This is a genomic window from Mycobacterium sp. MMS18-G62 (assembly GCF_053877835.1).
The window spans coordinates 3,907,578-3,929,869 of the sequence record NZ_CM132662.1 but is presented as its reverse complement, the minus strand read 5'-3'; the positions used below and the strand labels follow the sequence as shown (position 1 = coordinate 3,929,869).

Annotated in this window: 21 protein-coding genes; 5 read left to right on the top strand and 16 right to left on the bottom strand. The window is 65.8% G+C overall.

The genetic code is table 11. The features are described 5' to 3' along the window. Positions 1-37: 37 nt before the first annotated feature. Positions 38-2,497 carry a GcvT family protein gene (locus ACWW36_RS19555; protein ID WP_456137630.1) on the bottom strand — a complete coding sequence of 820 codons (2,460 nt, stop codon included), beginning with the start codon at positions 2,495-2,497 and terminating at the stop codon, positions 38-40. 12 nt (positions 2,498-2,509) lie between these two features. Continuing rightward, positions 2,510-3,433 carry a phosphotransferase gene (locus tag ACWW36_RS19550; protein WP_456137629.1) on the bottom strand — a complete coding sequence of 308 codons (924 nt, stop codon included), beginning with the start codon at positions 3,431-3,433 and terminating at the stop codon, positions 2,510-2,512. 46 nt (positions 3,434-3,479) lie between these two features. Between ACWW36_RS19550 and ACWW36_RS19545 the strand changes: the two genes are divergently transcribed. Continuing rightward, positions 3,480-4,217 (top strand): HAD family hydrolase, encoded by a 738-nt coding sequence (locus ACWW36_RS19545; RefSeq protein ID WP_456137628.1) that lies wholly within the window; start codon positions 3,480-3,482, stop codon positions 4,215-4,217. Here the strand turns inward: ACWW36_RS19545 and ACWW36_RS19540 are convergent. From ACWW36_RS19540 to ACWW36_RS19505, 8 genes are all read right to left on the bottom strand, one after another. Continuing rightward, entirely contained in the window at positions 4,168-4,956 is a 789-nt protein-coding gene (locus ACWW36_RS19540; protein ID WP_456137627.1) for a GntR family transcriptional regulator, read from the bottom strand. The genes ACWW36_RS19545 and ACWW36_RS19540 overlap by 50 nt on opposite strands. Positions 4,957-4,979: 23 nt before the next feature. Then, positions 4,980-5,309, bottom strand: coding sequence for an ArsR/SmtB family transcription factor (locus ACWW36_RS19535; RefSeq protein WP_456137626.1), 330 nt, complete (start codon positions 5,307-5,309; stop codon positions 4,980-4,982). A 108-nt stretch (positions 5,310-5,417) separates the two neighbouring features. Further along, positions 5,418-5,765, bottom strand: coding sequence for a VOC family protein (locus ACWW36_RS19530; RefSeq protein WP_456137625.1), 348 nt, complete (start codon positions 5,763-5,765; stop codon positions 5,418-5,420). A 63-nt stretch (positions 5,766-5,828) separates the two neighbouring features. Next, positions 5,829-6,551: a FadR/GntR family transcriptional regulator gene (locus ACWW36_RS19525; protein WP_456137624.1), complete on the bottom strand. Its 723-nt coding sequence runs from the start codon at positions 6,549-6,551 to the stop codon at positions 5,829-5,831. Between the two features lie 3 nt (positions 6,552-6,554). Continuing rightward, positions 6,555-7,331: a 3-oxoacyl-ACP reductase gene (locus tag ACWW36_RS19520; RefSeq protein WP_456142555.1), complete on the bottom strand. Its 777-nt coding sequence runs from the start codon at positions 7,329-7,331 to the stop codon at positions 6,555-6,557. Continuing rightward, on the bottom strand, positions 7,328-8,692 hold the full coding sequence (locus tag ACWW36_RS19515) for an aldehyde dehydrogenase family protein (protein WP_456137623.1): 1,365 nt from the start codon (positions 8,690-8,692) through the stop codon (positions 7,328-7,330). The genes ACWW36_RS19520 and ACWW36_RS19515 overlap by 4 nt, the downstream gene beginning before the upstream one ends. Continuing rightward, a complete protein-coding gene (locus tag ACWW36_RS19510; protein WP_456137622.1) occupies positions 8,689-9,486 on the bottom strand; it encodes a gamma-glutamyl-gamma-aminobutyrate hydrolase family protein in 798 nt (265 codons plus the stop codon). The genes ACWW36_RS19515 and ACWW36_RS19510 overlap by 4 nt, the downstream gene beginning before the upstream one ends. Positions 9,487-9,490: 4 nt before the next feature. Then, positions 9,491-10,858 carry a glutamine synthetase family protein gene (locus tag ACWW36_RS19505; protein WP_456137621.1) on the bottom strand — a complete coding sequence of 456 codons (1,368 nt, stop codon included), beginning with the start codon at positions 10,856-10,858 and terminating at the stop codon, positions 9,491-9,493. Positions 10,859-11,057: 199 nt separating this feature from the next. Here ACWW36_RS19505 and ACWW36_RS19500 point away from each other — a divergent pair, with 199 nt between their 5' ends. The 3 genes from ACWW36_RS19500 to ngg are packed head-to-tail and all read left to right on the top strand — an operon-like array spanning position 11,058 to position 16,264. Then, positions 11,058-12,647 carry an amino acid permease gene (locus ACWW36_RS19500; RefSeq protein WP_456137620.1) on the top strand — a complete coding sequence of 530 codons (1,590 nt, stop codon included), beginning with the start codon at positions 11,058-11,060 and terminating at the stop codon, positions 12,645-12,647. 45 nt (positions 12,648-12,692) lie between these two features. After that, a complete protein-coding gene (locus tag ACWW36_RS19495) occupies positions 12,693-14,498 on the top strand; it encodes an N-acetylglutaminylglutamine amidotransferase (RefSeq protein WP_456137619.1) in 1,806 nt (601 codons plus the stop codon). Next, entirely contained in the window at positions 14,495-16,264 is a 1,770-nt protein-coding gene (gene ngg / locus ACWW36_RS19490; protein WP_456137618.1) for an N-acetylglutaminylglutamine synthetase, read from the top strand. Before ACWW36_RS19495 ends, ngg begins: the two co-directional genes overlap by 4 nt. A 2-nt stretch (positions 16,265-16,266) precedes the next feature. Here the strand turns inward: ngg and ACWW36_RS19485 are convergent, their stop codons facing one another. The 5 genes from ACWW36_RS19485 to map form a co-directional block, all read right to left on the bottom strand. After that, entirely contained in the window at positions 16,267-16,830 is a 564-nt protein-coding gene (locus ACWW36_RS19485; protein WP_456137617.1) for an alpha/beta fold hydrolase, read from the bottom strand. A 65-nt stretch (positions 16,831-16,895) separates the two neighbouring features. Further along, on the bottom strand, positions 16,896-17,564 hold the full coding sequence (locus tag ACWW36_RS19480) for a hypothetical protein (RefSeq protein WP_456137616.1): 669 nt from the start codon (positions 17,562-17,564) through the stop codon (positions 16,896-16,898). Positions 17,565-17,574: 10 nt separating this feature from the next. Beyond that, on the bottom strand, positions 17,575-18,600 hold the full coding sequence (locus tag ACWW36_RS19475) for a class I mannose-6-phosphate isomerase (RefSeq protein WP_456137615.1): 1,026 nt from the start codon (positions 18,598-18,600) through the stop codon (positions 17,575-17,577). A gap of 21 nt (positions 18,601-18,621) precedes the next feature. Next, positions 18,622-20,115 (bottom strand): cobyric acid synthase, encoded by a 1,494-nt coding sequence (locus tag ACWW36_RS19470; RefSeq protein ID WP_456137614.1) that lies wholly within the window; start codon positions 20,113-20,115, stop codon positions 18,622-18,624. Positions 20,116-20,194: 79 nt separating this feature from the next. Next, complete coding sequence (gene map / locus ACWW36_RS19465; protein ID WP_456137613.1) at positions 20,195-21,052, bottom strand: type I methionyl aminopeptidase; 858 nt, start codon at positions 21,050-21,052, stop codon at positions 20,195-20,197. A gap of 188 nt (positions 21,053-21,240) precedes the next feature. On the opposite strand from map, the gene ACWW36_RS19460 reads away from it, so the two are divergent. Beyond that, positions 21,241-21,687, top strand: a complete 447-nt coding sequence (locus ACWW36_RS19460) for a nuclear transport factor 2 family protein (protein WP_456137612.1) — start codon at positions 21,241-21,243, stop codon at positions 21,685-21,687. On the opposite strand, the gene ACWW36_RS19455 is transcribed toward ACWW36_RS19460, so the two are convergent. Beyond that, positions 21,688-22,290 carry a TetR family transcriptional regulator gene (locus ACWW36_RS19455; protein WP_456137611.1) on the bottom strand — a complete coding sequence of 201 codons (603 nt, stop codon included), beginning with the start codon at positions 22,288-22,290 and terminating at the stop codon, positions 21,688-21,690. Positions 22,291-22,292: the final 2 nt, after the last annotated feature.

The window sequence follows — 22,292 nt, the reverse complement described above, 5'->3', positions numbered from 1 at the left end:
CTAGGTGGACAGATGTTCAGGTGTGTCCCGCGGCGTGCTACGGGCGGATTCTCGCGTTCGCCGGGTCGTACAGCGGCTTCAACGACACCGAGATCGGATACAGCTGGCCGCCGACATTGACCTCGTAGTTGCCGGCGTTGACCCAGTCGGCGTTGATCACCGCGCCGTCGGAAGCCCTCACGTACGCAAGGCCGACGCACGACCCGATCGTCTCGCCCCACGCGGCCGACGTCACCTGCCCGGCAACGGCGCCGTCGCGAAGAATCAGCTCGCCGCCCCACAGCATGGCGTCCGGGGTGTCGACCTTGAAGCCGACAAGCTTGCGGCGCGGTCCTTCTGCCTTGGCCTTCTCGACGGCTTCGCGGCCGAGGAACGCTATGTCGGTCTTCAGCTTGCATGCGAACAGCAGACCGGCTTCGACGGGGTTCTCGCTCGGGGTCAATTCCCGCCCGAACGCCCGGTAGCCTTTCTCCAGCCGCAGCGACTCGATCGCGTAGTAGCCGCCGCGGCGCATTCCGAATTGAGCTCCGGCCGCCATCAGATCCTCGTAGACGCCGACCGCGAACTCGGCGGGAACGTAGAGTTCCCAGCCCAGTTCGCCGACGTAGGTGATTCGTGTGGCGCGCACTGTCGCATAACCAAGCGAAATCTGCTGGCTTGTGGCGAAGGGAAACGCCGCGTCGGAGAGGTCTGCCGACGTCAAAGCAGTGAGCAGGTCTCGTGACTTCGGACCCATCACACCGAACACCGCGTAGGCGGATGTCACGTCGACGAGCGTGGCGTGCGCACCGGAGGGCAGGTTCTTTCGGATGTGGTCCTTGTCGCGTTCGGTGGTGGCCGCGCTACTGACGATGAGGAATTCCTCTGGGCCCGTGCGGGTTACGGTCACATCGGACTCGTAGGTGCCGCGCTCGTTGAGCATCCCGGTGTACACCGACTTGCCGACGCCGACGCCGACGTCCGCGCTGCACAGCCACTGCAGCGCGGCCTCGGCATCCGGACCGACCATGAGGTACTTGGAAAACGACGTCTGGTCGAACACGGTGACGTTGTTCCGGGTGGTGGCCTGTTCGGCCGCCGACCATTCGAGCCAGTTCGGCTTGCCCCACGTGTATTGGATCGTCGGCTGCACGCCTTCGGGAGCGAAGAAGTTGGCGCGCTCCCAACCCATCTTGCTGCCGAAGTTCGCTCCGGCGGCTTGTATCAAGTGATGCACCGGGGAGCGCCGAAACGGTCTTGCAGACTCCATTTCCCGATTGGGCCACGGTATTTCGTAGTGCAGCCCGAGCACCTCGGCAACGCGGTCGTGCAGCCAGCGGTTGTTACCGTTGAACGGCGCGAAGCGGCGGATGTCCACTGAAGTCAGGTCCGTGGTCGGCGCGCCGTTGACGATCCACTCCGCCAGTGCACGGCCTGCGCCGCCAGCCGTGGCGATGCCGACCGAGTTGAAACCCGCGCCGACGAAGAAGTTCACGAGTTCGGGCGCCTCGCCGAGGATGAATTGATTGTCGGGTGTGAAGCTCTCCGGTCCGTTATAGAACTTCTTGATGCCGGTCGCCTCGAGCGCCGGAATGCGGAGTAGCGCGTTGTTCATCAGGATTTCGAAGTGTTCCCAATCCTCTTCTAGCAGCTGGAATTCGAACGGATAGGGAATCTTGTCCGGTGCCACCCACGGCTTGGCTTCCGGCTCGAACCCCCCGATCACCAGCCCGCCGACCTCTTCTTTGAAGTACGTGTAGCCGTCCGGGTCGCGCAGGATGGGAAGATCGGGATGCACACCGTCGATCGCGTCGCTGACGACGTAGAAGTGTTCGGCCGAGTGCAGCGGGACGTTGACACCCGCCATCGCCCCCACGTGTTTCGCCCACTGCCCGGCGCAGTTGACGACGAATTCGGCTTCGATGTCTCCGGCATCGGTTCGCACGCCGGCAACCCGGCCTGCGACCGCGGAAACGCCGAGCACCCGAACCTTTTCGATGATCTGCGCACCGCGGATCCGCGCACCCTTGGCAAGCGCGAACGTCAGATCGGTCGGGTTGGCCTTGCCGTCGCCGGGCAGCCAGATGGCGCCGACCAGATCGTCGACACGCATCACCGGGTAATGCTCGAGCGCCTGTTCGGGTGTCAGTAGCGCGCATTCCATGTTGAAAGCCGCAGCGTTGGCGGCCGTACGGCGCAGCTGGATCATGCGGTCCTCGGTCCGCGCGACCGTCACTCCCCCGCATTGCTTGTAGCCCGCGGACAGGCCGGTCTCGCGTTCTAGTTCTGCGTATAGCTGCGTCGAGTACTGCACCAGCCGCGTCGCACTCTCCGACGCCCGCAGTTGGCCGACCAGTCCGGCAGCGTGCCACGTTGTGCCGCAGGACAACTGGCCCTGTTCGAGCACTACGACGTCGGTGAAGCCGAACTTGGTCAGGTGGTAGGCGACGCTGGTGCCGATGACGCCGCCGCCGATGATGACGACGCGGGCGCGGTCGGGAAGCGATTTCGTGGCCATTGGTTCCTTACGTCAGTCAGTGGCGTGAATATCGTCGAGCAGCTGAGCGAAGTGCGGGCCTTTGAATTCGGCGATCGCGGCCTCGTAGCGTTCCATCGCCCAGCCCCAGAAGTCGAAATCCAGCGGGCTGGAGGCGCTTTGGATGCAACCCCACAATGTCCACCCGTACTTGGCGACGATGCCCTGAAGGTGTGCCCTTGCGGTCTTGTGGCGCTGGGCTCGTCCGTAGTAGCTCGTCACGAGTTCTTCGAGTTGCTCGGTGGTCAGACCGCATTCACTCCAGATGTTGCCGAGCTCGAAGCAGGGATCGTTGTTGCCGGAGTATTCGTAATCGATGATCCACACCCGTTCGCCGTCTTCGATGAAATTCTCGGCCAGCAGATCGTTGTTGCACGGCACGGTGGTCCGGTCGGTTTGGGTGAGCGCCTTCTCGATCCGGGAGAATGTGTCCGCGTAGTCGAGGTAGTCGTGCGGGATCTTGAAGCTGTTGTCAGTGGCCGTCTTCAGGTATGCGGGCTGGCGTTCGAACATGTCGAATCGGCCGCGAAAGCGCGGCCCTGAATGCAACGCCCGGCAGCCCGCAGCCACCTTCGCGACCACTTCTGGCCGCTGAAAATCGTCGTTGCACAGCGTCTTTCCGTTGAGGTAGCCGAGCAGAAGGATGCCAAGATCTGGTCGATAGTCGATCACGGGCGCACCGACGCCTGCCTGTTCGGCGGCTTTGGTGTTGTAGCACTCAACGTCGCGATCAATGCCAAGGAAGTTGCGGCTGGTGTCGGTGCAGCGGGCAACGTAGACACCGTCGGGCGTGGTGACCTTGACATTTCGATTGGTCAGGCCGCCGGATAGTTCCTCCAGTTGCCGCGGCCGGCCCGCTACGGCCGGAATCTCCTCCAGCAGTGCGTCGAGCTGGGCGTCGGTAAGCGGAAACGGCATCGAGTTCACTCTAAACCGGCGGCCACTAAAGGTCTAGACTATTGCGATGCGCGCACGCGATGTGATCGACACATGGTTACGCAGCCATCAGCCGGCCGTCATATTCGACTTCAACGGCACCCTCTCCGATGACGAGCACATCCTGTTCGACATCTTCAGCGAGCTCTTCCGCGTTCACCTCGCATGGAACATGACTTTCGAGGATTACCGCAAGGATCTGCTCGGCCGCAGCGACCGCGAGATCATCGAGCATGCCGTGACCCTGCACGGGCAGGGAACCCAACACGAGGTCACCGAACTGCTGCGCTTTCGTCAGGGTGTGTACAAACAGCGCGTAGCCGACAGGTCGCCGATCGCCGGCGCGACTTTGGGCTTGGTTAAGCTCTTGGCAGACAACGAGATTCCCGTTGCGATCGTCACCGGCGCCCAGCGCGACGACGTCATGGCCGTGTTGGAGTCCAGCCCGGTCGGCGCGCTGGTCGGCATCGTGGTCGCTGAGGAGGACGTCGTGAACGGGAAGCCGCATCCTGAGGGTTTCCTCGAAGCGGCCCGGCTGCTCAACCGCCAACCCGGTGACGTGCTGGTCTTCGAAGACTCAGTGCCCGGAGTAGGCGCCGCGCTGCGGGCCGGCATGCACTGCATCGCTGTCGGCGGCCCCGAATCCAGCGCGCAGCTCAGAGCCATCGCCCCGACCGTCGTGCCCGAGTTGTCGGCCGAACTGCTTTCCGATGCGCTTACCGGCTGGCGTCGCGCGCGGGCGCAGGACCGTCGGCCCGCGACGTGATGCGGATCCGCGCGCGGTCCGAGCGGTGATAGTCACGCGAGAATTCCACCGCCACCCCGTTTTCGGTGTAGGACGTCCGCGTGATCAGCAGCAATGGACTGCCCGCCTCCACTCGGAGAATGCCGGCTTGCTCTTCGGTCGCGACGGTGGCCTCGATCTCTTCGTCGGCGGAATAGGGTGACGCGTCGTACTCGCGCATGAGCGCGTACAACGAGCCGGTCAGATCCGCCGTCCGCAACCCGGGAAAGATCGCGGCAGGCAGGTATGCCTCCTCGAGGACGATCGGTTCACCGTTGGCGGAACGGGCGCGCAGGATCTCGTGTACCTGGTCGGCCCGCTTTAGCCCGAGCGCGTCGCGAACGTCGGCAGCGGGGCGGTGAGTGGTGGCGCGCAGAACCTCGGCACCGGCCTCCACGTGGATTCTGCGCATCTGCTCGGTAAAGCCCGGCAGGCTGGCATGGTCGAATTCGAAGCGCGGCGCCGCGACGAAGTTGCCTCCGAAACGCCCCCGCCGGCGGTCGATCAGGCCTTTGGCCTCGATGGAGCTCAGGGCTTGGCGCAACGTCATCCGGCTGACGCCCAGCGCATTGGCGATCTCGATCTCGGACGGCAGTTTGTCACCCGGACGCAGGGTGCGGGAGGTGATGAGCCGCTCCAGCCACCCGGCGATACGCATATGCGCCGGCAGATCTGAGGCGCCACCCAGGTTCGGAAGGTCCGCGAGCAGCGGATCATCCATTGTCAATATGCGAGGCGCGCCCATCAGCCGTGCCGCGCACCGATCCAGTGCAGCAGGTCGTGCACGATCTCGTCTTCAAGCCGGTAGCTGACCGCCCGGCCAACCCTTGTCGAACTCACCCACCCCTGCTGCCGAAGCACGCGAAGTGCCTGAGAGACGGCGTTTTCCGACCGCCCAAGCGCGGCCGCGAGATCGCCGACGCAGATTCCGGGCGCACGATGCAGGCTGAGCAGGATTTCCAGACGGTGCGGATCGGACAACAGGTCGAAGCGTCGCGCCCATCCGGTGGTGTCGACGTCGGCGAGCGCCGACGACGCGCGTCGCACTACCGCCTGGTCACCGGGTTCCGCCACCCAACAAGGCTAATCCCTCGACCGAACCAGACGGTGTGACCACGAGCAGCATCCGTCGCCCCGATGGAACAGGTGGCCCTACCCAACAGCCGGCCGCCGACTCCTTGGCTATTCGGGCTGGTTCAGCTCCAGCAAGTTGCCGAACGGATCGTGCAGGAAGGCCTGGTGTCCGGCGCCTGCGATGAGCGGAGCCCGGTGCACCTCGACACCCTGCTCCAGCAGGTCGGTCACGGCGGCGTCAATGTCGTCGACTTGGATTGCGAAGTGGTTCGCTGCGGGCGGCGGGGTGTCGGACTCCATCAGATGCACCTGCTGGCCGCCGGCGTTGAGCCAGTACCCTCGGCCGAGATCCGGGCGCGGCAGCTGCGTCATGCCGAGAACGTCTCGATAGAACTCGAGACCCTTCTGCGCGTCGGCGACGCAGATGGCGACATGGTGTACACCGGATGGCTTCATCACTCGATTCTGCGCCTTGGTCTGCCTTCCCGGGTGGCGTTCAGGATCGGCAGGCGCCGTCGTTCAGTCCAGGAAACCGTGCAGCAGCGCTGACGATCCAGCGACGTGCGCCTGCATCGCCGTCGCGGCGCCCTCACCGTCGCCGGCCAGGATTGCCAAGACGATCGCCTCGTGCTGCTCATCGGAGTGGGCGATGTTGCGCGGCAGCAACGGAATCTGGTCCAGCAGCGCGTTGAGTCGCATCCGGTTCTCGGCCACCAACGGCACCAGCGACGGCGATCCCGCCGCCTCCGCGATCGCAAGGTGCAGTCTCGAATCCAGCCGCCGGTAGTCGTCCGGTTGCGCGCCGCGAACGTCCGTCAGGCGCGACCACAGCATTTCTCGCTCCGCAGCGGTCAGCGTGCGGTTCGCCGCCATTCGGGCAGCGCCCACCTCCAAGATCTCGCGCAACCGCAACGCGTCGTCGATATCCGCACGGGTCACACCGGCGCTGTCACCGGTATGCCGCGGTAGTTCGTCGGCAAGGAACGTGCCGCCGTAGCGGCCACGCCGTGACACCAGATATCCGGCGTCGGCCAGCGACTTGATCGCCTCCCGCACGGTGTCACGGCTGACGCCGAGCCGGGCGGCGAGTTCCCTTTCGGGCGGAAGGGATTCGCCGGGCTGCAGAACACCGAGCCGGATAGTCTGCAGCAGCCGCTCGACAGTGTCTTCGAACGCGTTCCCGGGCCGCACTGGGCGCAGCAGTGCGTCGCTAGCCAGTGGGACGTCCGGGTCGGCAGACATGGTCTACATCGGGGTCACGTAATGGCCGCTGATGCCGCCGTCGACCAGGAAGGTCGAGCCGGTGATGAACGACGCGTCGTCGCTCGCCAAGAACGCCACCGCCGCTGCCAGTTCCTCCGGTTCGGCGAATCGGCCCATCGGGACGTGCACCAGCCGCCGCGCCGCTCGCTCGGGATCCTTGGCGAACAGCTCCTGCAGCAGTGGCGTGTTCACCGGCCCGGGACACAGCGCGTTGACCCGAATCCCGCTGCGCGCGTATTGAATTCCAAGCTCCCGCGACATGGCCAGCACGCCGCCCTTGGAGGCAGTGTAGGAGATCTGCGACGTCGCCGATCCCATCACCGCCACGAACGAGGCGGTGTTGATGATCGAGCCCTTCTTGGCAGGCACCATGTGCCGCAGCGCGGCCCGGCATGACAGGTACACCGATTTGAGGTTGATGTCTTGCACCTTCTGCCACGCCGGCAGTTCGGTCGTTTCGATCACGTCGTCGTCGGGCGGGGAGATACCGGCGTTGTTGAACGCGATGTCCACCGACCCGTACGTATCAGCCGCAGTGTCGAAAAGGTTGTCAACGGCCGCCTCGTCTGAAACATCAACGGGCACAAACAATCCGTCCAGTTCGTCGGCGGCGGCCTTGCCAGCCGTCGGATCGATGTCGCCGACGACGATCGTCGCGCCCTCGGCGTGCATGCGCCGTCCGGTGGCCAGTCCGATTCCTCCGGCGCCGCCGGTGATCACCGCGACCTTGCCGGCCAGTCGTTGCGTCAAATCCATCAGGCTTCTCCGATCGCGAAAAAGACGTTCTTGGTTTCTGTGAAGGACAGCGGTGCGTCGGGGCCCAGCTCACGGCCGAGTCCCGACTGTTTGAAACCGCCGAACGGTGTGTTGTACCGCACCGATGAGTGCGAATTCACCGAGAGGTTGCCGGATTCCACGGCACGTGAAACGCGCAGTGCCCGCGACAGATTGTCCGTCCAGATGGATCCGGATAGGCCATACGGCGTGTCGTTGGCGAGGGCGATGGCGTCGGCTTCGTCGTCGAACGGCAGTACCGTGACCACCGGCCCGAAGATCTCTTCGGTCACGGTGCGGTCGTCGCGCCGCGGGGTCAGCACCGTCGGCGGGAACCAGTAGCCCGGACCGGACGGCGCATCACCGCGGAATGCGACCGGTGCGTCGTCAGGCACATACGACGCGACGGTGTTCCAGTGCGTCTTCGACACCAACGGACCCATTTCGGTGTCCGTGGAGCGGGGATCACCGACGACGACACCCTTGACGGCGGGTTCCAGCAATTCCATGAACCGGTCGTAAACGCTGCGCTGCACCAGGATTCGGCTACGGGCGCAGCAGTCCTGGCCGGCGTTGTCGAACACTCCGTACGGTGCGGTCGCGGCGGCCTTCTCCAGGTCGCAGTCGTCGAACACGATGTTGGCGCTCTTGCCGCCCAATTCGAGAGTGACCCGCTTGACCTGCTCAGCGGCACCCGCCATCACCCGCGTGCCGATTTCTGTCGAGCCGGTGAACACGATCTTGCGGACATCGGGATGGGTGACGAACCGCTCCCCCACCACCGAACCCTTGCCGGGCAGCACTTGAAAGAGGTCGGCGGGAAGCCCGGCCTCGACCGCGAGCTCACCCAGCCGGATGGTGGTCAGCGGTGTCCACTCCGCGGGTTTGACCAGCACGGCGTTTCCAGCGGCAAGCGCCGGCGCGAATCCCCACGCAGCGATCGTCATCGGGAAGTTCCACGGGGTGATCACACCGACAACACCGAGCGGCTCGTTGAACGTGACGTCCAGTCCACCCGCTACCGGAATCTGCTTGCCCGACAAGCGTTCTGGGGTCGCGGCGTAGTACTGCAGCACATCGCGGACGTGTCCGGCCTCCCATGTCGCGTTGCCGATCGGGTGTCCGGAGTTGGCGACCTCCAGTTGCGCCAACTCGTCGACGTGGGCATCCACTGCCGCGGCGAAGGCGCGCAGCGCGGCCGCCTGCTCGGCCGGTGCCAGTCGCGCCCAGTCCCGCTGCGCGACTTTGGCGCGGGCTACGGCGTCGTCGACACCCGCCTCGTCGGTGTGCTCGACAGTGCGCAGCACTTCCTCGGTGGCGGGGTTGATGACGTCACTGGTGGTCAAGCGTCTACCCTTTCTTTCGCATAGGCGGCCGCCGCCTCCACCACGGCAGCGAATAGCCGCAGATCGTCCAGCCGTTCCTCGGGGTGCCACTGCACCGCCAAAACGAAGTGCTCCCCGGGGATTTCGACGGCCTCGATCACGCCATCCGAATCTGAGGCGCTGATGATAAGGCCCTCTCCGAGGCGGTCGATGGCCTGGTGGTGATAGCACTGGGCGTCCGACGATTCGCCGATCAACGCTGCCAGCCTCGTGCCGGGCACGGTACGCACCGCGGACGTGGCGAACACCGCGTTGCCCTGCTGGTGATGGGTGTGGCCGATCACGTCCGGCAGGTGCTGGTGCAGTGTGCCCCCGAGGGCCACATTGATCACCTGGGCGCCGCGGCAGATCCCGAGTACCGGCATGCCGCGGTGGATCGCGCCGTTGACCAACGCGAACTCGAAAGCATCCCGCTGACGGTTGTCCGCGATGGCTTCGTCGGTCGCCGGGTGCGGTTGCTGTCCATACGATCCCGGGTCGACATCGCGCCCACCGGTGATGATCAGGCCGTCCAGGCCGTCAAGCACTCGAGAGGCGATGTCGTCGTCGACGGGTTGGGGCGGCAGCAGCGACGCTATTCCTCCGGCGAGGTTGACGCCCTCGATATAGATGGCCGGCAGGAAGCTCGCGCGCACGTCCCAGACCCCGGTCTGCGCCTGCTGCAGATACGTGGTGAGGCCGAGTACCGGTCGGCGAGCAGACGCAAAAGACCCCGACACGCCGGAGATTTGGGCACCTTTGCGTCTGCTCGCCATAGAACTAGAGCCGCTCAAAGCCACGCACCCTTTCCCAATCCGTCACCGCAGAGTTGAACGCGGCCAGCTCCACCCGCGCGTTGTTCAGATAGTGCTCGACGACGTCGTCGCCGAACGCCTCACGCGCCACCTCGGACTTACCGAACAGCGCCGCCGCCTCGCCGAGCGTGGTCGGCAGCCGTTCGGCTCCACTGGTATAGGCGTTGCCCTCCAACGCTTCCGGCAACTCCAGCTCACGTTCGATGCCATACAGACCACCGGCGATCAGTGCCGACACGGCGAGGTACTGGTTGACGTCTCCGCCGGGCGCGCGGCATTCCATCCGCATGCCATGCCCATGGCCGACCACTCGCAGTGCGCACGTGCGATTGTCCATACCCCATGCGATCGCCGTTGGCGCGAAGCTTCCCTCGACAAAGCGCTTGTAGGAGTTGATGTTCGGCGCATAGAGCAGCGTCAGCTCGCGCAGGGTGGCGAGTTGGCCCGCGATGAAGCTACGGAACATCGGCGACATGCCGAGCTCGTCCTCGGCATCGGCGAACACCGCGGCACCGTCGTCGCCGCGCAACGAGATGTGAATGTGACAGCTATTGCCTTCGCGCTCATCGAATTTCGCCATGAACGTGAGGCTCTTGCCGTGCTGGTCGGCGATCTCCTTGGCGCCGTTCTTGTAGATGGTGTGGTTGTCGCAGGTGACGCGCGCGTGGTCGTACCGGAACGCGATCTCCTGTTGGCCGAGATTGCACTCGCCCTTCACGCCTTCGCAGTACATGCCCGCGCCGTCCATCCCGAGCCGAATGTCGCGCAGCAGCGGCTCCATCCGGGTCGACGCGTGCATCGCGTAGTCGACGTTGTAGTCGGTGGCGGCCGCCAGCCCGCGGTACCCGGCCGCCCAAGCTTCCCGAAATCCGGTGTCGAACACCATGAACTCCAGCTCGGTGCCGACATAGGGCACCAGGCCGCGCTCGGCGAGACGATCGATCTGACGGTTGAGGATGCTGCGCGGGGCCTGGGTCACCGGGTTGCCGTCGGTCCACGACAGATCGGCCATCACCATCGCGGTGCCGGGCAACCACGGGATGAGCCGCAGCGTGGAGAAATCGGGTGTCATGACCATGTCGCCGTAACCGGTCTCCCAACTCGAGATGGCATACCCGTCGACCGTGTTCATGTCGACGTCGACGGCCAGCAGGTAGTTGCAACACTCGGCGCCGTGCGCGGCGACGTCCTCGACGAACAACCGCGCCGACACCCGCTTGCCGGTCAGCCGGCCCTGCATGTCGCAGAACGCGACGATCACGGTGTCGATGTCGCCGGCGGCCACCAGCCCTTCGAGGTCGGCCTGCGACAACATGCCAGTTGGTGGGCTCATTTGCGACACACCAGACCTTCCTTTACAAGTGGCAGATGACGAGCAGTCAACCATTGAAGTTTGCCAGCCAGGCGTTCACCCAGATATTTGACAAAACTGTCACGTTCAAAGGTAGGACACCAGACCAATAGCGATCTATTGTCCCTATGCAGCCACCGCTCGTCCACACAGCGTTGACAGCCCACGAAGGAGAGCCGCCATGCCAGAGGGCCACGAACAACTCGAGGACCACGAACTTCACAACGAGGACGAGAAGCACCTCGCCCGGCTGGGCTACGTGCAAGAGCTCCAGCGGTCCTGGTCGGGCTTCTCGAACTTCGCGATCTCGTTTTCGATCATCTCGATCCTCGCGGGCTGCTTCACCTCCTTCGGACTCGGCTGGAACAACGGGGGGCCGGCTGCGATCGCGTGGGGCTGGCCGATCGTGTCGGTGTTCATCCTGATCATTGGCCTGTGTATGTCCGAGCTGGTGTCAGCCTTCCCGACCTCGGGCGGAATCTATTGGTGGGCAAGCAAACTCGGCGGCCCGAAGGCCGGCTACTACACCGGCTGGCTGAACCTGATCGGGCTAATCGCCATCCTGGCATCGGTCGCGTACGGCTGCGCGACGTTCCTGGACCTGACGCTGGGCACGTTCAGTGAGACGTGGCTTAACGGCTACAGCCTGACGAGAACGTTCGTGATGTTCGTCGTCATCTTGGCGATCTCGGCGCTCATCAACATCTTCTCGTCGCACCTGCTGGCCATCATCAACAACATCTCGGTGTGGTGGCATGTCGCCGGCGCGGCCGCGGTGATCCTGATCCTGTGGCTGATTCCTGAGCAGCATGCAAGCTTTTCCGACGTGTTCGCCAAGACCATCAACAACAGCGGGATGTTCGGCGGTTCGTCGTCCGGATTCGGCTTCCTGCTGTTCGTGCTGCCGATCTCCGCAATCCTGACGCAGTACACAATCACCGGGTACGACGCGTCGGCGCACCTCTCGGAGGAGACGAAGAGCGCGGCGAACGCGGCCGCCAGAGGCATTTGGCAGTCGATCTTCTACTCGGCGATCGGCGGCTGGGTCCTGCTCCTGACGTTCCTGTTCGCCGTGCAGAACTCCGACGACGTGTCGGCGGGCGGCGGCGCCGTGGTGACGATCTTCAACGAGGCGATGAGCGCCAAGTGGGTCGCCACCGTGCTGTTCATCTCCACCGCGGGACAGTTCTTCTGCACCACGGCTTGTCAGACGAGCGCATCACGCATGCTGTTCGCGTTCAGCCGGGACCGCGCGGTGCCCGGCCATCAGCTGTGGTCGAAGGTGAGCTCGAAGAGGGTGCCCGCCAACGGGGTGATCGTGACGGCGGTGATCGCGGCGATCATCACCCTGCCCGCACTGGTCGAGGTCGACATCAACGGCGCTCCGGTCCCGGTCGCGTTCTTCGCGGTCGTGTCGATCGGCGTCGTCGGCCTGTACCTGTGCTTCGCCGTGCCGATCTACTACCGCTGGAAGGCGGGCGACTCGTTCGAGCAGGGCAACTGGAACCTGAAGGGTCATTACAAGTGGATGGCACCCGTGGCGATCATCGAGATCCTCATCACCTCACTGGTCGCCATGTTCCCGACGTCGATGGGTGGCATGCCGTGGGATGCGAGCTTTGAGTGGAAGTTCGTCAACTACACGCCGTTGCTTGTCGGAGGTGTGCTGGTCTTGCTGTGGATCTACTGGCACGCGTCGGTGAAGAAGTGGTTCACCGGCCCGATCAGGCAGATCGACGAGACGGGTCACGAGTTGGAGGGCGTCTCCTAAGGCGCGACTCCCCCTGCGCCGTCGCGGGCCGGTAGGGTCGAATGGGTGTGCGGAGCCACCGGGGAGGTGCGGCTCGACGGCCAGACACCCGACATAACGGCAGTCGCGGCCATGGCCGAGGCGATGACACCCCGGGGTCCCGACTCGGCGGGGGTGTGGTCCCAGGGCCGGGTCGCTCTCGGACACCGCCGACTGAAGATCATCGACCTGTCCGAGGCGGGCGCTCAGCCGATGGTCGACTCCGAGCTTGGCCTGGCGATCTGCTGGAACGGTTGCATTTACAACTACAAACAGCTGCGGCGCGAACTGTCCGAGCTCGGCTACCGGTTCTTCTCCCACAGCGACACCGAGGTCCTGCTCAAGGCGTACCACCGCTGGGGTGACCGGTTCGTCGACCGCCTGTTCGGCATGTTCGCGTTCGCGATTGTCGAGCGCGACAGCGGCCGCGTGCTCCTCGGCCGCGACCGGCTCGGCATCAAACCGCTTTACCTGACCGAGGATTCGAAGCGCATCCGGTTCGCGTCGTCGCTACCGGCACTGCTGGCAGGTGGCGAGGTCGACACGCGCATCGACCCCGTCGCGCTGCACCACTACCTGACGTTCCACTCCGTCGTCCCGCCGCCACGGACCATCCTGCGCGGCGTGACGAAGGTGCCGCCCGCCTCGCTCGTCGCGATCGAGCCCGACGGACGCCGCACCACCACGACGTACTGGGAACCAGACTTCACCCGCCGCAATGACCGCGCCGACTGGTCCGAAAAGGATTGGGAGGATGCCGTTCTCGCGTCTCTTCGCACGGCCGTGGAACGTCGCCTGGTGGCGGACGTACCGGTAGGTTGCCTGCTGTCGGGTGGCGTCGACTCCAGCCTGATCGTCGGGCTGCTCGCCGAAGCCGGTCAGCACGGATTGGCCACCTTCTCGATCGGCTTCGAGTCCGTCGGCGGCGTCGAGGGCGATGAGTTCAGGTACTCGGACATCATCGCCAACCGCTTCGGCACCGACCATCACCAGATACGCATCGGCACCGAGCGGATGCTGCCGGCGCTCGACGGCGCCATCGCCGCGATGAGCGAGCCGATGGTCAGCCACGACTGCGTCGCCTTCTATCTGCTGTCGCAGGAGGTGGCCAAGCACGTCAAGGTCGTGCAGTCGGGTCAAGGCGCCGACGAGGTCTTCGCCGGATACCACTGGTATCCCCCGATGGGCCACCCGGACACCGCCTCGGTGGAGGGCTCGGTGGCCAGCTACCGCAAGGCATTCTTCGACCGGGAGCAATCCGGGTATGCAGCGCTGGTGACACCACATTTTGCGACCGGCGATGATCCGAGCGAACGGTTCGTGTCCGAGCACTTCGCCCGTGCCGGCGCCGAAACCGGCGTCGACCGGGCGCTGCGGCTCGACACCACCGTGATGCTGGTGGACGACCCCGTCAAGCGGGTCGACAACATGACGATGGCGTGGGGCCTCGAGGGCCGGGTGCCGTTCCTCGACCACGAGCTCGTCGAGCTGGCCGCCACCTGTCCGCCCGAGCTCAAGACCGCGCACCAGGGCAAGGGTGTGCTCAAACAGGCCGCGCGCCGGGTGATCCCCGCCGACGTCATCGACCGCCCCAAGGGCTACTTCCCGGTGCCCGCGCTCACCCATCTCGAAGGGCCCTACCTCGACATGGTTCGCGACGCGCTGTACGCACCGGCCGCCAAGGAACGCGGGCTGTTCCGTCCTGAAGCCGTCGACCGGCTGCTGGCCGACCCGAATGGCAGGCTTACCCCACTGCGCGGGAACGAGCTCTGGCAGATCGCGCTGTTGGAGCTGTGGCTGCAGCGCCACGGCATCACCGGAGCGGCTGCGTGACCACGCTCGAACCCCACGAGGACCACACCGAGGCCATCACGCTCGGTCTGCACGACGCGTCGCCTGCTCACCTCGTGGAGGCCATGTCCGACGATGTGGTGCTCGAAATGGGCTGGGGCAGATTGATATTCGGCCAGACCTTCGCCGACCCTGAAAAATTGGCCGAGGTGCTGCGGCACGAGGGACCCGGCCGGCGCGACATCTGCATGTACGCGCGCGAACCTCAGGTGCTGGTTGCCAAGGCCCCAGCCGAACTCTTCATCGACCCCAGCCACACGTATCGGCTGCGGTTCACCGACCACGACGAGCCCACCGATCCGCCGACCGGATTCACCGTCCGCACACTGGAAAGCCCCGCCGATGCGGATGCGATGAACCGCGTCTACGTGCGCTGCGGGATGGTGCCCGGGCCCGTCGACGTGCTGTGGGACAACCACCTAAACCGTGAACCGGTCGACTACCTGGTCGCGGTCCGTGACGACGACGGCTCAATCGTCGGCACCGTCACCGGCGTGGACCACAAGCGGTTGTTCTCCGACCCCGAAGACGGTTCGAGCCTGTGGACGCTTGCGGTCGACCCGACCACGAGCCTGCCCGGCGTCGGCGCCGCGTTGACTCGCGCGCTCGCCGACATCTACCGCGATCGCGGCAGGGCCTACATGGACTTGTCCGTCGCGCACGACAACGCCGCCGCGATCGCGCTGTACGAAAAACTGGGATTTCATCGCGTGCCGGTCATGGCCGTCAAACGCAAGAACGCGATCAACGAACCGCTGTTCACCCACCCCCCGGAGACGGTCGACGACCTCAACCCGTATGCGCGCATCATCGCCGACGAGGCGATGCGCCGCGGGATCTGGGTGGAGGTGCTCGACGCCGAAGCCGGCGAGATGCGTCTGTCGCACGGCGGACGCAGCGTCGTGACGCGAGAGTCGTTGTCGGAGTACACATCCGCGGTGGCGATGAGTCGTTGCGACGACAAGAGGCTGACCCGCCGCATCGTGTCGGAGGCCGGCATCGTGGTCGCCAAGGGGCGACTGGCCACCTTCGACGAGGCCGACCACGCGTTCCTCCACGAGGTGGGTGACGTGGTGGTCAAGCCCACCCGCGGCGAGCAGGGCAAGGGCATCACGGTCGGCGTCGACGGCCCCGAGGAGTTGAAAGCCGCGCTGGCACGCGCCCGCGAGCAGCACCCCGAGGTGCTGATCGAGCAGCGTGCGGCAGGCGATGACCTGCGGCTGGTGGTGATCGACGGCAAGGTCGTCGCCGCCGCGCTGCGCAAACCCGCCGAAGTGATCGGCACCGGACATCACACGGTGCGCGAGCTGATCGAGGCCCAGAGCCGTCGACGGGCGGCCGCGACGGGCGGTGAGTCCCGCATACCGATCGACGAGGTCACCGAGGCGACCGTCGCCGAAGCCGGATGGTCGTTCGACGACGTATTACCCGAGGGGCATCGTCTGCGGGTTCGCCGCACAGCCAATCTGCATCAGGGCGGCACCATCCACGACGTCACCGCAGAGGTCAACGCGCATCTATGCGAGGTGGCGGTGGCGGCCGCCGAAGCCATCGGCATCCCGGTGACCGGGATCGACCTGCTGGTTCCCGACGTCACCGGACCCGATTACGTGTTCATCGAGGCCAACGAACGACCGGGGCTGGCCAATCATGAGCCGCAGCCCACCGCCAAGGCGTTCGTCGACTTCCTTTTTCCCGGCAGTCCGGCGTTGCCCCAGGCGTGGATACCCGAGGAGCACCCGCAGTAGCGCTACCAGCTGCTGGTGCGCAGCACGATTTCGGCGGCCAGCTGCGCGGTGGAGTCGGCGGCGTTGCGGCGTCCCAGCAGGTCGACCAGCCTGAAGTCGCCGTACACGTAGCGTTGGCTGGCCTTGGCGACCGCCCGGGCGGCGGGCGTGCTGACCAGCGCGGTGGTGTTCATCTCCACCGGCGGGCAGTGCTCGTCGCGGATCACGCCGGTGAGGTCGGCAACGCACGGATGGCCGCGGTCGATCACCACCAGGCCGATGAACCTGTCCAGCCGGGTGGCGGCGAGCTCCCACGCCAGTTCACCGCCGACGCGGTCGCCGACCAGAAGCGCCCACCGCACGTCGAGTGCGTCGAGGATCCCGACGACGGACTTGGCGGTCAGCCGCGGGTCGGGTCCGATCACGATGGTCCGCAGCGACGCCGTGTGCAGCCGCTGACATACCGCGTCGTACGCCGACGGCGCGTGGTGCGCCGCGCCGAGCACCACCACGACGGAACCCTTGTCGGGGCCCGCCACGTCGACCGGCACTCCAAAGCCGTCGACGGTGACCATGGTGGAAGGCATTTGGTCAACCTACAGCGAAATGGCCCACCCGGGGGCCCATTTTCGCGGTGTACATGGCGCGCAACTCAAGACTGTTGCGCGCGGTCGGCTTGTCGCGACGCGATGTCCAGAAACGTCTGCGGCAGCGAAGCTTTGACGGTAATCGTGGGATTCGCTGTAGGAAACGCGACTCCGAACACCGCCATCGTCCCCACATTCTCGAACGAGAAGTACGCGCTGCTGTCCGCGTTACCCAGGCGCATTGTCTGCTGGTACACCAACGCCTCGGCACGCGGCGTTTGCAGCCTGGTGGTGGTCATCGGGATGCCGGGCGACGACGGATCGAAGTACGTCTGAAACTGTGCACACCGCTGCGCGACAGCGGCCAGCCGTGGCAGGTCCAGACGCGACGTCATCACCGTCATCACGATGCGCGCGCCGTCGTACGCGACCACGTACTCGGCGGCGCTGCCGGGACCACGCTCGGCTGTGTCGGCAATCGCGCGAGTGAGTCCGTCCGAGCAGCCCTCAGGCGCCGACAGCATCGCCGGCGGACCGCCCGCGCCGTCGGGCTGACCCGGTGAACGGATGATGCGGTCGTACTGCACGCCGGGCGGGAAATCGGTTGCGGTCAATACCGCTTTGTCCAGGCGGGCGCCCGGCCAGGTCGCGGTGCCCACCACCGCGTGCCCGCAACCGGTGAGCGCGGCAAGCAGGACAGTCAGCGCAGCCGCGCGCGGATGCCACCTCGCCATGATCGCCAGGCTACCGACCGAAGGCTTCTACGTTTGGCGGCCACGTGGTGCCCGGCCTGCAGACGAGTAGTCGCACGTCGCCGTCGACGCGCCAACGCCCGGAGGCGGCTGGGACGACAAGCGTCTGGCCGCGTTTCACGTCGACCGAGGCGCCGTGCATCGCAGTGAGCGCCCCGGCCCCTGACAGCACCACGGCGACCGCGAACCCAGCGGGCACGTCGACACCGGGTGTCAGCAATTCCATCCGGAAGAAGTCCGTCGCCTCCTGTGGCAGCACCCCAATGAGGCCGGCGACATCAGCGCCGGTATGCCGCATGAGCGTAGAAATATCCGTTCGTGCCGTGGTCTCGACGACCGACAGCGCCACGTCGCGGGTCAGGCCGAGGAAGACCTCTTCGTCGGAGGCCGTAGTGTTGTTGCGCTCCAACAGGATTGACTGGTCGGTGGGCTCCTGTGCCTCGACGAGCAGGATGCCGGCTCCGATCGCGTGCGGGGTGCCGCCTGGCACCAGCACACCGTCACCCGGCCGCACCGGGACCCGGTGCATGAGAGCCAGCATCGCCTCGGCGTCCTGGGCCTCCACCAAATCCGTGAGACGGCTCTGGCTGACCTCCTCGCGCCACCCGACCCACACCGCGGCGTCCTCGTCGGCTTCCAGGACGTACCACGCCTCCGTCTTTCCGTAGGCGCAGCCCAGGTGATTCCAGGCGTATTCACGGGTGGGGTGAACGTGCACGGGAAGGCGCTGGCCGGCGTCCAAGAGCTTGACGAGCACACCGGTGTCGCCCGGGTCTGCGTCGTCGCGGCCGACCCAGCCGTCCGGGTCGGCGCGAACTGCGTCGCGCAGCAGCGTTCCGTCGGCAAGTTTGGCGGGCCCGAGGTCCGGTTCGCCGAAGCGTGCCACCGTTGCGCCCACCCACTCTTCTGGCGAGCGGTCACCGACGGGTGGCAGACCGCGCCAGGCCGCCAGTGCGGGCCCGCCCGCGTACCAGTGCCGTATGACGTTGGGAGGCAAGAGCTGTGGTTGCGCGGTCATCGTGGCCCCCTCCTCGTATCGTCAGCCCTGCAGCTTCGTGACGATGGTCGGCCGCTGGGGCGGGCCGTCCTCCAATAGCGCGAGGATGGCGTCGACGTCGGTGTGCGCGGTCAGCAGATCGGCCATCACATCCAACTGTGCATCGCGCCGGGCCGCCACGTCGACATCGTCCGCCACCACGAAACCCCGTCGCCCTGAGGCGGCCGCCGCTTCGACGAGCCACGGTCGACGCACAGCGTCGTTGTCGAGGAGTCCGTGCCAGTGCGTGCCGTAGACATGACCGCTGCGAATGCCGACGCCCAGCCAGTCGTCTGCATTGTGGCGTGTCACCCGGCCGTGGTGAATCTCGTAGCCGTGCAGTTCCCCATCGTGATGCCGCAGCGTCTTGTCCTTGGCGAATGTGATGTCCGCATCGAGTAGGCCGAGCGCCTCGACGCCGCCGGCTTTCGACTCCACCGCATCGTCGATGTGACGGCACAGCATCTGGAAACCGCCGCAGATGCCGAGCACCGGTTTGTGTCGGGCGGCGTGCGCGACGATCGCCTCGGCCAGCCCGCGCTCGCGTAGCCATGCCAGATCCGCGACCGTGGCCTTGCTGCCGGGCAAGACGACGACGTCGCTGTCGGCGAGTTCGGACGGGTCGACGACCCAGCGCACCATCACGCCGGGCTCGCACGCCAGCGCCTCGATGTCGGTGGAGTTGGAAATCCGCGGCAACCGGATCGCCGCTACCCGCAACGACTCCGGGCCCCGCGCTGGCTGCGGCTCGCCGACGACGCGGTGCGCCAGCACGGATACGGAGTCTTCGGTGTCCAGCCACAGGCCGTCGGTGTAGGGAACGACGCCGTAGGTGGGTCTGCCGGTCAGCTGGTGGAGCTGGTCGAGTCCCGGCTGCAACAGCGAGGGGTCGCCGCGGAACTTGTTGACGATGAACCCTGCGATGAGCCGTTGGTCGTCGGGTTCGAGCACCGCGACGGTACCGAAGAAATGGGCCAACAGGCCGCCGCGGTCGATATCGCCGACGAGGACCACGGGCAGGTCGGCTGCGCGGGCCAAGCCCATGTTAGCCAGATCGGTTGCGCGCAGGTTGATCTCGGCGGGCGATCCCGCACCTTCGCAGATGACGGCATCGAATTCGCTTCGCAGTCGGGATAGTTCGTCGGCGACGACCCCGGCGAGCCTGTCACGGTGTGTGAAGTAGTCCGTCGCGGTCACGGTATCGACGACCTGACCCTTGAGAACCAGTTGCGAGGTGCGGTCGCTGCCGGGTTTGAGCAGTATCGGGTTGAACCGGACACTGGGCGCCAGCCCCGCAGCGCGGGCCTGCATGGCCTGCGCCCGGCCGATCTCACCGCCCTCGACGGTGACGGCCGAGTTGTTGGACATGTTCTGCGCCTTGAACGGCGCGACGCGAATGCCCTTGCGTGACAACAGCCGGCACAGGCCGGCGACGGCCATCGACTTCCCGGCGTCCGACGTGGTGCCGGCAACCAGCAGCGCGCCGGCGGTGGTCACTTTTCTGTGGCGAGCAGACGCAAAGTGCCCCTTTTTCTCGGCGTGTCGGGGCCTTTTGCGTCTGCTCGCGATGGAAGTCTCACAGCTGAGTCAGGATCTCGGCGCCGTCGTCGGTGACCACCAGCGTGTGCTCGAACTGCGCGGTCCACTTCTTGTCCTTGGTGGCGACGGTCCAGCCGTCGTCCCAGATCTCGTAGTCCAGTGCACCGAGGTTGATCATCGGCTCGATCGTGAACGTCATACCCGGTTCCAGCACGGTTTCCACTGCGGGCTGGTCGTAGTGCAGCACCACCAATCCGTTGTGGAACGTGGTACCGATGCCGTGGCCGGTGAAATCGCGAACGACGTTGTAGCCGAAGCGGTTTGCATACGACTCGATGACGCGGCCGACGATCGACAACGCGCGCCCGGGCTTCACGGCCTTGATGGCGCGCATGGTCGCCTCATGGGTGCGCTCGACGAGCAGCCGGTGCTCTTCGGATACGTCGCCGGCCAGGAAGGTGGCGTTGGTGTCGCCATGCACGCCGTCGATGTAGGCGGTGACGTCGATGTTGACGATGTCGCCGTCCTCGATCACCGTGGAGTCCGGGATGCCGTGGCAGATGATTTCGTTCAGCGACGTGCAGCACGACTTCGGGTAGCCCCTGTATCCCAGCGTCGACGGGTAAGCGCCGTGGTCGACCATGTACTCGTGGGCGATGCGGTCGAGTTCGTCGGTGGTCACACCGGGAGCGACGGCCTTGCCGGCCTCGGCCAGCGCGCCGGCGGCAATCCTGCCGGCGACGCGCATCTTCTCGATCACTTCGGGCGTCTGCACCCATGGCTCATGGCCCTCGCGCGCGGTCGCCTTGCCCACGTATTCGGGGCGGGCGATCGACTTGGGTACGGGGAGGGTCGGTGACACCACACCGGGGCGAAGGGCGGTGCGAACAGGCATGACGCCAAGACTAACTGGAGAACGAGTCTGTCATGACTGGAGAACGGTGCTGCCGTGCCCGCACGCAGGTCATCGCCGCGATCCAGTCCGCCGTGACGGACCACCAACCCACAGATTAGGACGCGTCGGACACTGCATACGCCTTGAAGGGACGGCAGCACTCCACGTCGCGGCTACATTCGGGTCCCATGACCATCGACGAGGTTGACGAGCAGTTCGCCACCGAGTTCGCCGCACGGTTCGCCGAGACGTGGCGCACGCCCGACCTGGCCAAGCATGAGGCGCTGTGGAGCGACGACATCGTGCTGATCCAGCCGATGATGGGCACGCTTCGCGGTAAGCAGGCGTGCCGGGAATCGTTTCAGCGGCTTTTCGCGCTGGTGCCCGATCTGCACGCGGACGTGCACCGTGTCGGCCATGGCACGCATGAGGTGTTCATTGAATTCACGCTGAGCGGAACGTATGGCGGCAAGCCGATCGCGTGGGACGCCGTCGACCGCTTTACCTTCACCAATGGCCTTATCGCCGAACGGGTTTCGTTCTTCGACTCCACTCCCCTGATCGGCAAGCTGGTCGCCCGCCCGGCTGGGTGGGACAGGCTGGTCCGTATCGGTTCGCAGCTGTTCCGGCGCTGATCACTCGACGCGCACGGACGACACCGCCGTGCGCACACGTTCCGGGAGTGAACCGCCATGGGCCAGCCAGTCGTCCAAGGCGATGCGAATCGCCGCCATCGCGAGCGCACCGATGAGTCGTGGCCGCGGGTCCTCGGGCCCGTGGTTACCGAGTCGCGGCGCGACCAGATCGGCGATCGCGGCCTCATACCGCAGGTAAATCTGCAGCGTCCAGGCGCTGAACACAGGCGAGGACCGCGTCAGGGTGGCAAGCTCGCGCACCCGGTCGCTGATCGCCTCGAAGCCGTCGCCCAGGTCACCGAACGCCGCGATCACGGAGTCTGCGGCGGACAGGTGTTCCGGCTGCCGGGCGATAGCGGCGGTGATCAGGTCCAGCCAATGCGTCGTCATCCCCTCGGCGACGGCGTCCTCCTTGGAGCTGAAGTACCGAAAGAAGGTCGCACGGCCGATCTCGGCCGCGGCCGCGATCTGCTCGACGGTGGCCGTGGCCAGGCCGTTCTCGGCAACGGTTTGGGCCGCTGCCGCGGCGATCCTTGCGCGGGTGGCCTTCTGCTTGCGCGCGGTGAGGCTTTCCCGCGAATTCCGCTCTGAGACGACGTCCATGG